Raw genomic sequence first — 15,221 nt, 5'->3', positions numbered from 1 at the left:
TACTGTTTCTTGGCGCCTCGGTGGGTGGGTGCGTCTGGACACAGGACAACGATCGCGATCGACCTTGGTCTCTCTCATGAGGCTGTTCACCCTCTATACAAGAGCCTGTAGCGACTTCCCACATGGAACACGACGCGAGCGCAAGATTTAACCCTTACGTTCATGGTGCCAGAGGCTTGTTTTGCCTCATGGTATTTGTCTATCACGTCGTTCATTCCGGACTACCCACGTTCGATCTGTTTGCCAGGGGGCTGTTGGGAGAAGCGCTGCAGACCGGAAAATTCGGTGTCGAGTTCTTCTTCGGGATCAGCGGAATCGTGATTCTGCCAAGCTTGTATCGGGCATCCTCGGTCGTGACCTTTATTTTGGATCGCTATGCGAGGATTCTTCCTGTGCTCTGGGCGACCGTGATCGCGATTGCGATTTTTGGCTGGCTTTCAGGAAATGGTCCAAGTCTGCTGTTGGTTGGTGCAAATCTAATGGCGCCGCCTCCATTTATTGACATCATCCAGATCAATCCCGCCGCGTGGTCGCTCGGATACGAATTCCTGTTCTATGGAGTGTGTGCCGTCGTTTTCGTGATCGGCGGTGTCAGTCGTCCGCTGGCGCTGGCGGTAGCTGTCAGTTCGTTGATCTTGCTCGTGTACTATCCCCGTGCGCTCCTGATGATTGGTGGCGTGCTCATCGCGGAGAAGTACCTATCGTCGACCTTGTTGCAATCCCTGGCGAAGTACCCGGCGATCTTCTTCGTGCTGTTCCTGACGGTCTGGAGAGGCCTAGAGCTTGCCAGCGCAACGGACTACGTTGGCTTTGTCACGCCAGCATATTTGTCATTCCATGACTGGATCTCTGCTTTTCCATTTGTTGTTCTTGGTGGCGTCTTCGGGACTATTTTCCTGCTAGGCATGTCCCGAGGAAACGGTCTGTTCGGAAGAATGTTGCGTTGGCAGGTGATGCAGTGGCTGGGAACGGTCAGCTTCAGTTTTTATCTCTGGCCGCCGATCGTCATGGCCGGGGTCAAGCTGATCATGTATCGAACGGGCATGGTCGATGCATTGGGGAGCGGATCGCAACTGTTTTTCCTCCTGGTCTCGCTTCCGCCGTCGCTTATCGTTGCAACGATCAGCCATCGCGTCCTTGAAGTGAAGGTGACGGGACAGATTCGAAAACGGCTCGACTGGGCCTCGCAAGCGAAACCGGCAGTCCGGCCGATCAATCAAGCGCTCGACGGCACTCAAGGAGGGAACCTAATAGAGGGACAGTCAAATGTTCTTGATTGTTCGACAAGTCACCGCCCCAAAACGATCGCAAGTTGACTGTCTATTCGGGAAAAAGCCGCAGAGCCGTGCGCTTGATTGTGCCGGCTTGCGACGAGGCAGTGTCACCGTTGCCATCGTCTTTGCGTATTGGGCCGGCACAGCGTCTCCCAGCCGGGCTAACAACCGAACCGAAAGGGTCTCGTTATGATCGCAGCCGTGCGCAGGCAAGTCCTTTGTGTCGCCTCGATAGTCGTTGCACTCGGATCAGCAGCGCCGGCCTGGTGCGCTGGCTGGGAACTGGTTTTTTCGGATGAGTTCAACGGCGACAAGCTTGATCGAACCAAATGGGCCACCCGATACATCTACAACAACGAAACGATGGATCGTTTCAACGATGAAAAGCAGCGCTACCGCGACAACCACGTGGTGTCCGAAGGCGCGCTGACCCTGACCGCAAAAAAGAATGAGGGGGCGGACACGTTCGAGTCCGCGATGATCCGGAGCCATCAGACATTCTACTACGGCTACTACGAAGCGCGGGTCTTTCTTCCGAATGCGCGGGGATCGTGGCCGGCATTCTGGCTCGAAGCCGATTACGACATCGATGGAAAGTTCTGGCATCCGCCGGAGATCGACATTTTCGAGTACGTCATCAATGGCGTGGAAGACAAGCCGAACATGCTGCACTCGAATGCCATGAGTAAAGATAAGTGGACGCCGCAGTCCTACACGTATGTGGACAACTCCTTCGTGCTCAGGTTTCAGGACATGGTCAGCAAGGAGGATCTGAACAAGGACTGGCATATTGCCGGCTTCGTTTGGGCTCCTGACCGCATTTCGTTCTTCTGGGACGGCCGCCTCGTCTACACGCGCATGTACCAGTGGCTCAGGAAGGACGGCCAACTGGGTCCGCCGGCGCACATCGATCTCAATTTCGCCATCGGCGGAGCAGCCTGGGCCGGCCGGCACGGGATCGATGACGCGGCTTTTCCGCAGACGTTCAAGATCGACTACGTTCGCGTCTGCCAGTTCACGTCCTCTGAGCGGGGAAGCCGAAAATGCGGCCCGAGCGACGTGACGCCGGATCCGAATGAATTTGGATATACGGCAGCGCTCAACGACATGCCGAAGCCCGCGTTTCTAGGTGCCGAGACGGCGACGGTCGCAGGGCAATCCGGCAGCGGGTCGTTGTCCTTGAGTCCCACCGACCAATTGCGTTTCGAAATTCCGCTCAATATTCCGGAAAACTATCCCGCCAACAGGTCGCTCCAGGTTTCGGTGGCGGATGGGGCAACAGGAGCGGTCGTGTCCACGACCTCCAGTAAGCTGGACGTAAGCACCCTGACGACGAACGCCGACGGCGTTCGCGTGATAGAGGTTTCAATGCCCGCTATCCAGCGCTCCGGCGACTATGTCTTGGTCGCAAGGCTGGTGGCAGAAACAATCGCCGAAAATGGCACGAAAGAGGTATTGGCAAGCCCTGTTACGTGCAGCACGCATGTAAGTCAGCCGGTTAAGGCGCGATCGTGTCGTCTCGCGATGCTGCGCGTTCGGCCTCACTGACGTCGCACGCGCCTCACGGAAACACCTCGCGTCGTATTGATCCTTGGAAGGCCTGTGTGGTGCGGGCTGATACGGGTGGCACCATTCAAAAAGGGCAATTGAATGCAACGCGAAATAGACTTTCTGGTGGACGAGAACCGGCACGAAGTCGGCGGGCGGCTGGTGAATAGCGCCGCAGTCCTGTGGGCGACAACCGCATTTTCGCGAGCTGCGCAACTGATTTCGACGGCCATCCTCGCCCGCATGCTCACGCCGGACGATTACGGCATCATTGCACTCGCTACAGCAGCAGTCGGGTTTATCAATATCTTGTCGGATTTTCAGGTGTCTGGTGCCATCATCAAGTCGCAGAGCTTGACGAGAGCTCATCTGGATACAGCGTTTACGATTAGCCTCATACGCGGGTTGATAACAGGAATTCTGCTGGTTCTTTCCTCAGGCCTCGTGGCGCATTTGCTAGGCGACGAGCGTCTGAAAGACGTCCTGTGCATCATGGCCATTCCATCCCTGCTGGCCTGTCTCAATAACCCGCTCTTGAGCGTTTATTCGAAGAGACTCGACTTCGCTAGGGAAAGCAGGAGGCAGATCGTATCGATCGTCATTGGGGCGGCGGCAGGCATAACAGCGGCGTTCATGCTGCGTAACTATTGGGCGATCGTCCTTGGCTCGATTGCGTCGAGCACATCCATGCTGTTCTTGTCATACTACAATATCCCCTGGCGGCCTCGGCTGGACCTTTCCAAGACCAAGGAAATAGTTTCGTTCGGGGTTTGGCTGATATTGATCGGCGCTCTGGATTACCTGAACGGCAGGGTGGACTATCTGCTCATCGGAAGACGTTTTGGTAGCGAAACTCTTGGAGCCTATCATATCGGTCAACAGATTACGGTGATGACGACTGGAGATTGCGTAGCGCCCCTCAGTCGCGCTCTGTTTCCGGCATTCTCTCTGATGTCGAGCGACGTGGAACGACTTCGAAAGGCGTACCGAGAAGCGCAGTCGGTTATTCTAGCCATGGCGCTGCCGATTGGCTTTGGCATGTCTGCGGTGGCGAGAGATGCCGTTTATCTGTTTGTCGGTCCGCAGTGGGAGATCTCTGTAAACGTCGTGGTTTGCATTGCTCCCCTGATCGCCCTGCAGACGATGCTCGCCGGAATCGAAACAGTTGCCTTGTCGATGGATAGGGGGCGAGACCTTTTCGTTCGCGCGGCAGTTTTCTTTATTTTCCGAGTTTCGGTCTTGGTTGCGGGTTTCCATTTAGGAGGCTTGATGGGAATTGTCATCGGAAGGGTGATAACGGGCTCCTTTTTCATCTTATATGGCTTGCATCTGGCCGCCAGGATCACGCACAGCAGGATGCTGGATCCGATTACGGCGAGTTGGCGCAGCATCACGTCAGTGACAATCATGTACGCTACATTGATGCTCTTACCGAACTCTCATTTCGGGTATGTCGGTCCCCTGGCGCTCACTGCGATACTCGCCGGGAAGATTGTCCTGGGAGCGAGCATATACGTAATAAGCCACTCACTTCTTTGGATCGCGTGTGGAGCGCCCGCCGGCGCGGAGCGCAGGATGATCGATCAGTTAGGAAAACTCCGGCGGCTCCGGTTTAGGACCAGCGAACGCTGCTTGGAAGTTTGATCAAGACCAGGAAAAGAGGTTCAAGTGCGGCGACCAGTAATCTTTGTAAGCAGACTGAGCGATGGCAACATCGGAGATATGATGTCCAGTCCGCTCAACTATTTCGGTTCTGAATTCAACTGGGCAGTTCGCCAGGAAGTCCATGCCGGTGCAAGCCTGCCTCGTCGTGCCTTGCGAAAGCTAACGAGGGAAAACGCCAAAGCCGTCGTCGTAGGAGGCGGGGGGTTGATCGGGCAGCCATTTTTTGACGCGGACATTTCGTCTTGGACTCGCGGTCAGATACCGACAATCTTGTGGGGAGCCGGTCACAACAGTCACGATGTCTACGCGGTTGACAAACGGCAGCCGGGGTTTGAGGAGTATGGCCAGTTGCGGCAGTTCAACTTGGTCGGAATTCGCGATTACAACGCTGGATTTACGTGGGTTCCGTGCCCAAGCTGCATGAACCCGCAACTCGATGAACCGGGCAATTCGAGTTTCGGAACGCTTTTCCTGCTTCATCGCGACCTTCGGTCGGACAAAGAAATGATATCGTCCATCGTGTCGCAATCATCAGACGACGCGAGGATCGTGTTTAACGATTGTAGCAGCCAGGCATTTGTTGAAGCGATCTGTTCCGCTCGTCGCATCGTTACCAATTCATATCATGCGGCATACCTTGGCACGCTCGCGAAGAAGCCCGTGGTCGCAATCGGTGGCGGCAGCAAGATGCTCACGCTCAAGCACCAAGTGCCAATAGCGCAGGCGGACTGCTGGACTGCTGCATTTTCTGAATCCGAGATCCATGACAAGGCGTTGGAGGAGTGTCGGGATGCCAATAGAGACTTTTGCCACCGGGTGAAGGCCCTTATAGGCAATCAGTCTAAAGCCAAGGTGCGGCGGTACGTTCCCGATCCGATTCGGGAACGTATGGCTGACGAGTTAGCGTCAGATAGATCCTTCCCGGCAATCGTGAAGAATAAGGTCCCCAAGATCATTCATTTCGTCTTTGGCTTGTCGCCTGATTTCGGCGGAAAGCCATTCAACGTCATGCATAAAATTGCAGTCAGGTCTGCCATCGAGAAGATCAAGCCGGAAGAGGTCTTTTTTCATCACCATTACAAACCTGAATCGCCCAGCTTCAGGGACGTCGAAGGTCTGCTCTCGATGAACAAGATCGTTATCCCGCACGAATTCAAGGGACGTAAGCTGAACCACTTCGCCCACAAGGCAGATATCACGAGAATGGGCATATTGAAGGAGATGGGCGGTATCTATCTCGATCTCGACACGATAACGGTAAGGCCGTTCGATGATATGCTGGACAGCTCGTTCTCGATCGGTCTGCAGATCGGGCATAAGGTCGATGGACTTTGCAATGCCGTAATGTTGGCCGCTCCGAACGATGGGTTTCTCGTCGACTGGTTGGATTCGTACGAGCGATTTTCAGATAAGACTTGGGATCAGTTTTCAGTACAGCTTCCTTACGTCATGTGGCGGAGTGGTGTCTGGTCGATTAACGTGCAGCCTCATGATCGTTTTCACTGGCCGAGCTGGGACGATCAGAGCATGAAACTCATGTTCGAAGAGAACCATAGTTTCGACAATGCAGTCTGCCATCATCTTTGGGAATCCTATTCCTACAAGAAGTACTTCGTGCATTCCGACGAAGCGCGCCTTTCGGATTGGATAAGAAATGGCCGCTCGACCTACAGCCGCCTCGCGAGCAGGTATATCTAGGCGGCTCAGATTAACCGCCTGCTATGCGATTGGTCGAAGCCCAAGGTGGGTCGGATGGAAATGCGTTTCACAGAAATCCAAATTCTCGCCGTCTAGATTGAGGAGCGATCGGGGTGAATGAAAGCCTCGCGCCCGCGGGTTCGTAGATCAAGACCGCGAGTGAGAGCGAGAAGTGAGAGCGAGAGAAGGGGTATATCTCGACGTGAGTTGGTTGGGCCGGTCGAGATCGACGAGAGGGGCACATGTTGACGTTACGGCAAGACACGCGCATCGCCCCTCGGCTTTCTATGTGGCTGAACCTGCTACGCGGACTCGCTGCGCTCGCGGTTCTGATGTTTCACGCGTTCACCTTGGTCTTCACCACCTCTGCAGTCGAGAGTACTGGCGTGCTATTTGGCGTCGTCTGCGCAGCCCTTCGATTTGCTGCCAAATGGGGGCACGAGGCGGTGATTATTTTCTTTGTCTTAAGCGGCTATCTGGTCGGAGGACCATTTCTCATTCGTGTCTTGCAAGACAAGATGGTATTGGCCGAGTACCTTATTGCAAGAGTATCGAGGATGTTTGTTGTCCTGATTCCGGCTCTCTTGTTGACGGCAATCCTCGATGGAAGTTCGTTGGCTTGGCTGAATGGTCATTCCGTCATAGACGCGCGGGCCTCATTTTTTCCCGATCGCGAAAATCTATGGTCGTTTCTCAGGCTTCGCGAAGCCGTGTGCAACGCGGCCTTTCTCCAGATGTTGTGGTGCAAGCAATACGGCTCCAATCTGTCGTTATGGAGCATCTCCAATGAGGGACTTTACTATTTCGCCTGGTTCGGACTGGTCGTTGGTATTCGACAGCGGATATTCTTGGCCATTCCGACGATCGTCGCTTTGATTGTCGTTTGTTCATTGGCTCGTACGCAGATCTCCGAGTACACCGCCGTAAGCTATCTGGTTTACTTCCTTGTCTGGACCTCAGGCGCTCTATTGTTTTGTTTGGACAAGCCGTCGTTAAGGCTGCTTGCCCTGGCGTCTGCGCTTTCCACCTGCTTTTGGCTTTATCTGCGCAGACAGGAGTTGTGGCTGGCCAGCGACCTTATGCTGGGATGCGCGTTCGTTTGCGTTCTGAAAGTGCTCGAGGTGAGGGACGTGGCTTATGTCGCGGACTTTGGCTTTGCTCAAGCGACGTCGGAAATAAGCTTTTCGCTTTATGCCACCCATCTTCCGGTGGCCGTTTTTGTGCTGTCGCTGCTGGGACAGATCCATCCGGTCTCGCCGAGCTGGAGGAGTCTCGCGTCATTTCTTGTTGTCATCGCGAGTTGCTTGGCCGTTTCCGCAGTCTTTTGGTGGGCTTTTGAAAGCCGGACGCCCTCAGTAAGGACAATGATACGGAACTCCCTCTCTGGTCTATACGTAAAGCCCGCGTCAAAGAATCGCTAGGGCAGCCCTCCTTGGGCTTGCCATCGATTGTGGCGCAAGCTCAAGACGTCAGGCAGCCGACGACGTCACCGCAAACTTGATCGAGCGTCGCGCAAGTGCTCGTCCGACCTGCTCTCCGCGCTTTTCGATTTGCTGATACGAAATCAGGCTGAGCAAGACGGTGATCACAATGGCTCCAACCATAGCGACCAACATAGTCGCGCTGGTGACTTGCACGGTTCTCACCAACGCATAGCCCACCAATACTTGCACCGGGCGGTGAATCAAATACAGCGAATAGGAAGCCTCTCCAGTCCTAAAAACCAGCGGATTTGTGAAGGCAAATCTAAAGATCTTGCCATCGATCTGATCTGTCTTTGCTCCAGCCATATAGCTGTAAAATGCAGCCCAAATAACGAGCCCGAGCGGATCGCGTAGAAACATGATGGCAAGGACCGACAGGCAAATTGCGACCGCGATAGAGCGGAGATTCATCTCGCTGATCTTGTTAAAGCCGATACGAGATGCAATTCCAACGGCAAAATATCCGCTGGCGCCTGCCAAGGATGATGCGAGATCATAAGTACCGAGCATGCCTCTGCTATGGGCGATGTAGAGCAGGCCGAACACAACTGTCATGCAGACGGTCGACCGCCAATCGCGGAGACTCAGGAGAACCAGTGGGGCAACGATGTAAAACTGCCACTCTAGCGAGATGCTCCAGGCGGCCGGCAGGAACGTCATGGCTGATCGATTGAGAATTTCGTTCGGAATCGCGCCATGAAACATGAGGCAATGAGCTAAGAAATGCGCTGGAAGATTGCTCGTCATTTGATGCTCGATCTCGGCGAGCGATTGCGAGTATGCGGCCCAGCCTGCGGAAGTCTGCCAGGGCACAAGCGTCGACAGTGCAACCCAGTAGGGGAAGACAGCAAACCCGATCGCGGATGCGATGACGAACACCGGGTAAAGTCTGAAGAAGCGGCGAGTCAGGTAGGGCGCGTATGTTTCATCTCTTTGAAGAATCAGGTTCGTGATGACGAATCCGCTCACGATCATGAACAGTTGAACGGCCACGTCGCCGCGCAGAAGGAGCTTCAGTATCTTATTGTCTGGCTCCATAATTCCGGAAAGTTGGAGGCCATGTCCGATCGCAACCCAAAGGGCAAGATAAAAACGCAGCCCAACGATTTCGTCGAAGTACTCGCGTTTCACCATGTTGTGCCTTCATTTGAAGTTCAGCTTGACGGCATTAGTCATAGCGTTGTTGGCAACATTAAGTCTGCGATACTGCTAGGCAACCAAGTCTCCGATGGACACGACATGCGAGGCGCCTGCCCTTTTTGACGCGAGCTGCCGCCAGCTTGCGGTTACTATTGACAGCCTGCCCTTTGTCGATTTCAACGAAGTGCGTTCCCGAGTGCGGCCGCGCTATCCGGTTCCAAATCAACAGCGTCAGACTGATCAATCAATGGGCAGCAATCTCAGAATCGTGGCGATTAGTTTGGCCGGCTCCGCGCGTCGCGAGCGCGCGAGTGCGAATCTGGAGTCGCTTGAGATTCCATGGACCTTCTTTGATGCCTTGCGTGTGCCAGCTAGGGGGCTCCCGCAATATGACGAGGCGCTGGCCATCCGCTTTTGGGGCAGGGGCCTTTCACGTGCCGAAATCGGCTGCGCAGCCAGTCATATGAGTGTCATGGCGCAAGTGGCTGCTTCAGATGCCGACAATTCATGGACACTTGTCATCGAAGACGACGTCATTCTCGATGCCGGGTTCAGCTTCCGATTGCTTCCGGACATCTGCAAGGCTGCTGAGATCGGCTATCTCCGGCTGTATGGGCGACACATGGCGCCATGCAAGCACGTGGCCTGGCTGGATCAGCGGGAATTGGTGCGGTTTGAGCGTGCGCCAATGGGAACGCAGGCCTATCTTATCTCAGGCCATGCCGCGCGTCGGTTCATCGACAGCGTGACAACTATTCATCGGCCGATCGACTGGGAGATGGACCGCTTCTGGGCAAATGGCCTCCACAATTATGCCTTGTTTCCTTTTCCGTGCCTTGAGCTGACGCTGACATCTTCGATCGCAAAGGCGGCGGAGTCGGTCCGCGAGCCTACTGCGTTTGACAGGGCGGCTCGGTTTGCGTGGAAATCAAAGGAATATGTTCTGCGCCTCTCGGAAAATATCCGCCTTCGACAGTCGGACAGGCGGATTCGCGTCCGGCTCGCCGGCGCAAGCAGTCTTTCCGCGCCAATGCCGGAGACAATTCGTACGATCGAAAGCATGTGATTGACGCCTTGAGGAGCGGCACGAGATTTGACGAGCCGGATTACGTTTGCGCCGTGGCCCGCTCAGGCGGGCTTGCGCCGGATGACACTTCCGAACCTGACGAGCGGCCTCAGGAGTTCTGCCCTGTTGAAGCGGAGCATGATCAGCTGGTACGCAAGCCAGGAAGGGCTCAAGAACAACCCTGTGAACCAGACGATATGAGAGGCGGCGGCGCGCCAATGTGTGGTCGTGGTCAGCGCAAGCCATATCCCACGGCGCAGAAGTGAACTCGACGTGTCCGCGTCCTGCCCAACATAGCGCAGTCCCAGTTTACGGGACGCGAGGCGATAGTTGACAAAGACGATCTCGTTATCGATCGGCCGTGCCACTTGCACGTGCATGGACTTCCTGTCGCAATGTGCCTTGAGGATGTCGAACTCTGCAATGCGGAACCCGATCTGCCTGGGAAAATCCGGAAACCGCTGCGCCCGGCCCTTCGCGTCATTTCGGCTGATATTTTTGCCATGGAGCCGATATTGCCCGAGGGTCTCCTGCACCGTGACTACGTCTCCGTAAAGAGGGGCGATCGTGTTGAGGGCGCCGTCGTATCCCACGGGCGGATTGAGCGGGATGACCTGTCGAAGAAACTCTCGGGAGTACGCATTTCCCGACATGACTGGCCAGATGTACGTTCCCGACCGGGTAAATTCTGCGTGCACATCGTCCGGCGCGTAGGATTTGGGAAACGCACAGAACGAACGCCCAAGTCGCCTGCCGGTGTCATCGATGATATCCAGATTGAACTGAACTTTCGAAACACCTTCGCGGCTGTGCGCAGCAACGTTTTCGACCGCCGTCGGCATCAGGATGTCATCCGCATCGAGGAACAGCAGTACATCGCCTGTCGCTGCGCGATACCCAACTTCGAATGCTGCGATGTTGCCCTGATTTGCCTGAAATATGGCTCGAATCCTGTCACCATAGCCGGCGATGATCCGGCGGGAACCGTCGATCGATCCGTCGTCGACGACGACGATCTCGTCCGCCGGACGGGTCTGATTCAACGCGCTGTCGATTGCCAATCCGACATACCGTTCGTAATTGTAGACTGTTATGACGATGCTGATCTTCAACGTGTGTCGCTCACAAATTTGCAGGTGGCAAAAGAGGCTATCAATCCATGCCTTGATGGGCCAGAAGTAATTTCACAGTCCGCAAAGCATGATTGGTGAGGCAATCGCATGAAAATCGCTCTGATCGATCCGTCACTGTTTACTTGGCCATATGATCTTAAATTAGCCAAAGGATTGACCGATATTGGGCATGCAGCCAGCATTGTCGGGCGCCAGCTTGGGCAGAAGCCTTCCGTTGATGAAGACCTGTTTCTTGACCGGCATTTTTATCCGGGATTGCAGTCGCGCTTTTTCAAGAAACTTCCGCGCAACGTGCAGCTGGGGCTGAAGGGACTCAGTCACGCTGAATCAATGACACGACTGATCAGGCGCTTCAGGAAGACGCCGCCCGATGTGATCCATTTTCAATGGGCACCCCTGGCGATCGTCGACAGCCAGTTCATTCCCAAGTTCAGGAGGGTCGCGCCAACGGTTCTGACCGTTCATGACTCGAATCCGTTCAATAACAATCCGAGCTCGCGGATACAGCGAATCGGGGCGTTCAAGATTCTGCATTGCTTCGACCATCTTATCGTTCATACGACCGTTGCACGTGATCGCCTGCTGCGCGTTGGTATTCCGAGCGAGAAGATTTCGGTTATCGCGCACGGATTGCTGACGGATCATATCGCCCGACCTGCCGACGAGTCCGCGGCCGGCCGCGTTCAAATACTCTTGTTCGGCAAGATAAAGCCCTACAAGGGCGTCGACGTCATGCTTCGCGCGCTTGCATTGCTTCCCCGAGAGGTCAGGGCACGTTGCGTGGTGAAGATTGTGGGCTGGCCGGAAATGCCGATGGAGCCGCTGTTTGCGATGGTGAAGGATCTGCAGCTCGAAGACCATGTCGAATTCGACCTGCGGTTCATTCCGGAAGACGAAGTGACCTCGCTGGTCGCGCGCGCTGACATCCTGGCTTTTCCGTACCGGGATATCGACGCATCCGGTGTGCTGATGCTGGCGATCGCGGCGGGACGTCCGATCGTCGCTTCGAACCTTGGAACGTTTTCGGAATGGCTGAGCGATCGGGCGGAGGGGACGCTCGTTCCTCCAGGTGATCCCGCCGCATTGTCCCGGTCGCTCGAGCGCTTGATCAGCGACCCCGACTATCGAAACGCCAAGGGTCAAGGAATGCTGGATCTGCGCGACTCCGTGCCGACGTGGACCTCGATTGCCCGCCTGACCGAGGCCGCCTATGCGAAGGCCGGCCGGCGTGTGGACGCGCCGGCCAGTGCCCAGGTTCTGCAGCGTTCAGGAAACTGAAGGGGTCATCTGCCAGGTGGTCTGGCGGATCGACAGGATGCCCCAGAAAAAGCCAAGTGCCCACGCGAAGTGCATCACGGCGGCGGCCGGCAGTGCAAGCAGCCCGCAAATTGAGCGATGTTTTACTGCAATCATCATTGCGGTCAGGGCCAGTATCGCCAGATAGGCCGCCGGCAAGGTCAACAGCAGCGGCGCAGCCGGCGACAGCACGATGGCGCCGAGCGTCAATGCAACATGAGTGGGCACCAGGAATTGACGCAGTCGCAACGATCCTGGATGCCGTCTCACCGTTCTCGATCGACCACGCCCGTAGTTGAAGTATTGCTTCGCCAGGCTCAGAAAACTCGACCGCGGTCGATATGAAAGGCGGATGTCCGAATCCAGAAAAATCCGGCCGCCGAGTGCACGCAGCCTGCAGTCAAACTCTGCATCTTCATTGTGAGTGAAGGTTTCGTCGTAACCACCGGCCGTGCGAAAGGCATCGATGGTCATCGCGGCATGATGCCCGTGATCGACAAAGCCGCTTTGCTTTCCGCCGCGATGTGCCGATCCGCCCGAACCGACCTTGGTGTCTGAGACCCAGGCGACGGCTTTCTGCAAGCAACCCTCGCCACGAGAGTCCATGGGGACCACGACCGAGTCGGCCTTGCGCTCGTCCAGAGTCTTGAGGAGGCTCGAAACATAATCCGCTGGATATTCGCAATGGGCGTCACACCGCACCAGGACCTGCGCCGCAGCACCATAGACTTGTACGGCCAGATTGATCCCGGCACTCTGCAGCCGCTGGGGATTGCGCAACAGATGGACGCCGCGAATCTCCTTGCCAAGCTGGCGAACAATGTCAGGCGTCCCATCGGTGCTGCCGCCATCTGCAACCACTATCATGCGATCTTCGTCGAGACCGTCCTGCGCCAGATTGCGGACAACGGTCTCGATATGGGAAGCCTCGTTCAAAACGGGTACGACGATCAGGACGTTTCTGGACACGGTTTAGCTGCCAATTGCCATTGTTTGCTCAATCCGTTGGCAGGCGCGGGAATGGTCGTTGATGCTCGCCAAAGGACGTCCCGACGGTCCGTCAAAAGAATGGCCAACTCGTGACTGCTTCCTTGGATGCATCGGTTGCAAGTGGGTTACCGATGGCGCCTTAAAATGGGCGATCTCTTCTGCGTGAATCGTGAATAGTGCGTGCACCGATCGCTCGAAGATCGGAAGCGAAACTGATCGGAGCAATATGTGAGAGCTGTTATTGTTGCCTTCCCTTTGTTGCTGGGGGCCTGTCATCCTGCATCGGCCGATCCGATGACGTTGGATTTTTCATGGCGCGGGGTACGCGGCTGTGTCACGCTGTTCCCAAATCCGGAGATGCGTCTGCGCAATATTCCCGCCGGTGGCACGTCGGTGACGCTCACACTTGCAGAAGGCACTCGCGAGATGGGAGGCCAGAACATTCCGGTTCCGAGCAATGGCGTCGTGCCATCGGGGACGATCCGGACATTTGGTCCTTGCAAGCCGGGTGTGTATGAATGGACCGCCCTCGTGAAATCATCGACGGGACAGGTTCTATCGGAAGCGCATCAGGCGCGTTTCTATCCCGCGGACGAGACCGCAGCGAAGCAATAGTTTCGCAACATCAATCCACGGATTGCACCGTTTCGGTCCTTTGCAACTGCGCGTGGCAGCTTCACGCGTCTGCGCGCCGCCGTTCGATCGTACGAATGAAGCCACATTCCATCTAGATATGAATTAATGGAGTTTGGAAGGTTGGAGATTGAGAACAAGTTCACCTTCGTTACAAGGAGTTGAGTGTTGTTGGCGCGAAGGTTGATAAGGAAGCGTAACGATTTCGCCGGCCCGACAAATATCGGTAGTGTCCCAGCTCCGATCGATGCGCAACGCGCGGGCGCGGCGAGATGAAAAAGACCGTTCTGGTCACCGGCGGTGCCGGCTACGTCGGCTCGCATTGCTGCAAGGCGTTTGCGATGGCGGGTTGGAATGTCGTGACGCTCGACGATCTTTCCCGAGGCTGGCGCGATGCGGTGCGCTGGGGACCGTTGGTCGAGTGCGATATTCGCAATTCAGCCGGCGTGCGCGCAGCGCTGGACGCCTACGAGCCGGACCTTGTCGCGCACTTTGCGGCACTGGCTTATGTCGGCGAATCCGTGGCTGATCCCGCCATCTATTACGACAATAACACGAGAGGAACGCTTGCACTCCTGGAGGCAATGCGAGCGGCCGGTTGTTCGCGCGTGCTCTTTTCCAGCACGTGCGCCAGTTACGGAATTCCCCAGCACACGCCGATAGACGAAACACATCCGCAGGCGCCGATTAATCCCTATGGTTGGTCCAAGATGATCATCGAGCGCATGCTGGAGGACTTTGGCCGCGCGTACGAGATGTCGTCGGTTTCGCTGCGCTATTTCAACGCGGCGGGCTGTGATCCGGACGGAGAGATCGGCGAGCGCCACGAACCGGAAACGCATGCCATTCCGCTGGCGATCGAAGCTGTGCGCCGACCCGATCGGCCTTTCACCATTCTGGGAACGGACTTTCCGACGCCGGATGGCAGTGCAATCAGGGACTATATCCACGTCAACGACCTGGCGCAGGCGCACCTTCTCGCAGGTGACATGCTGGTGGCGCGAGGCGGTACTCATGTCTTCAATCTCGGTACAGGGGTTGGCACGAGTGTGCTCGAACTAATAAAGGCGGTGAGGCGTGTCTCCGGAGCCGATCCGGTCGTCCGCCGCGGCCCACGCCGCGCGGGCGACCCGCCCACGCTCGTCGCTTCCTTTGCCAAAGCCAAGCGGGAGCTCGGTTGGAGCCCGCGGCAATCCGAGATCGACTTCATTATTGAGACTGCACTGAGGTGGAGCGATAACAACCCGTCGGCATGATTTCGCACGAAGATGATCGATACTCCATTCGCAGGAAT

General features: G+C 56.0%; 12 protein-coding genes. 9 read left to right on the top strand and 3 right to left on the bottom strand.

The annotated features are described in order from the left end of the window. Positions 1-122: 122 nt before the first annotated feature. The 5 genes from ACNJX9_RS30885 (at position 123) to ACNJX9_RS30865 (ending at position 7,606) form a co-directional block, all read left to right on the top strand. The gene (locus ACNJX9_RS30885) at positions 123-1,316 is read left to right on the top strand and encodes an acyltransferase family protein (protein ID WP_271597611.1); all 1,194 of its coding nucleotides are present in this window, start codon (positions 123-125) and stop codon (positions 1,314-1,316) included. 147 nt (positions 1,317-1,463) lie between these two features. Then, complete coding sequence (locus tag ACNJX9_RS30880; protein ID WP_439405735.1) at positions 1,464-2,822, top strand: glycoside hydrolase family 16 protein; 1,359 nt, start codon at positions 1,464-1,466, stop codon at positions 2,820-2,822. A 102-nt stretch (positions 2,823-2,924) separates the two neighbouring features. Then, positions 2,925-4,466 (top strand): lipopolysaccharide biosynthesis protein, encoded by a 1,542-nt coding sequence (locus tag ACNJX9_RS30875; RefSeq protein WP_439405733.1) that lies wholly within the window; start codon positions 2,925-2,927, stop codon positions 4,464-4,466. A gap of 81 nt (positions 4,467-4,547) precedes the next feature. Further along, positions 4,548-6,185, top strand: coding sequence for a glycosyltransferase (locus ACNJX9_RS30870; RefSeq protein ID WP_271597614.1), 1,638 nt, complete (start codon positions 4,548-4,550; stop codon positions 6,183-6,185). A gap of 242 nt (positions 6,186-6,427) precedes the next feature. Next, complete coding sequence (locus ACNJX9_RS30865; protein ID WP_439405731.1) at positions 6,428-7,606, top strand: acyltransferase family protein; 1,179 nt, start codon at positions 6,428-6,430, stop codon at positions 7,604-7,606. Positions 7,607-7,654: 48 nt separating this feature from the next. Here the strand turns inward: ACNJX9_RS30865 and ACNJX9_RS30860 are convergent, their stop codons facing one another. Beyond that, a complete protein-coding gene (locus ACNJX9_RS30860; protein WP_439405729.1) occupies positions 7,655-8,803 on the bottom strand; it encodes an acyltransferase family protein in 1,149 nt (382 codons plus the stop codon). 94 nt (positions 8,804-8,897) lie between these two features. On the opposite strand from ACNJX9_RS30860, the gene ACNJX9_RS30855 reads away from it, so the two are divergent. Continuing rightward, the gene (locus ACNJX9_RS30855) at positions 8,898-9,875 is read left to right on the top strand and encodes a glycosyltransferase family 25 protein (RefSeq protein ID WP_271597539.1); all 978 of its coding nucleotides are present in this window, start codon (positions 8,898-8,900) and stop codon (positions 9,873-9,875) included. A 62-nt stretch (positions 9,876-9,937) separates the two neighbouring features. Here the strand turns inward: ACNJX9_RS30855 and ACNJX9_RS30850 are convergent, their stop codons facing one another. Beyond that, a complete protein-coding gene (locus ACNJX9_RS30850; protein WP_439405727.1) occupies positions 9,938-10,987 on the bottom strand; it encodes a glycosyltransferase family 2 protein in 1,050 nt (349 codons plus the stop codon). A 108-nt stretch (positions 10,988-11,095) separates the two neighbouring features. On the opposite strand from ACNJX9_RS30850, the gene ACNJX9_RS30845 reads away from it, so the two are divergent. Continuing rightward, the gene (locus tag ACNJX9_RS30845) at positions 11,096-12,286 is read left to right on the top strand and encodes a glycosyltransferase (RefSeq protein WP_439405726.1); all 1,191 of its coding nucleotides are present in this window, start codon (positions 11,096-11,098) and stop codon (positions 12,284-12,286) included. On the opposite strand, the gene ACNJX9_RS30840 is transcribed toward ACNJX9_RS30845, so the two are convergent. Next, positions 12,275-13,273 carry a glycosyltransferase family 2 protein gene (locus tag ACNJX9_RS30840; protein ID WP_057756846.1) on the bottom strand — a complete coding sequence of 333 codons (999 nt, stop codon included), beginning with the start codon at positions 13,271-13,273 and terminating at the stop codon, positions 12,275-12,277. The genes ACNJX9_RS30845 and ACNJX9_RS30840 overlap by 12 nt on opposite strands. Positions 13,274-13,522: 249 nt before the next feature. On the opposite strand from ACNJX9_RS30840, the gene ACNJX9_RS30835 reads away from it, so the two are divergent. Both ACNJX9_RS30835 and galE read left to right on the top strand, forming a co-directional pair. Next, positions 13,523-13,909: a hypothetical protein gene (locus ACNJX9_RS30835; RefSeq protein WP_157083763.1), complete on the top strand. Its 387-nt coding sequence runs from the start codon at positions 13,523-13,525 to the stop codon at positions 13,907-13,909. A gap of 290 nt (positions 13,910-14,199) precedes the next feature. Beyond that, positions 14,200-15,183: a UDP-glucose 4-epimerase GalE gene (gene galE, locus ACNJX9_RS30830; RefSeq protein WP_439405724.1), complete on the top strand. Its 984-nt coding sequence runs from the start codon at positions 14,200-14,202 to the stop codon at positions 15,181-15,183. Positions 15,184-15,221 lie beyond the last annotated feature (38 nt).

The organism is Bradyrhizobium sp. BLXBL-03, from assembly GCF_051853015.1.
GTDB classification, from domain to species: domain Bacteria; phylum Pseudomonadota; class Alphaproteobacteria; order Rhizobiales; family Xanthobacteraceae; genus Bradyrhizobium; species Bradyrhizobium manausense.
This window is presented reverse-complemented; position numbering and strand designations above follow the sequence as displayed.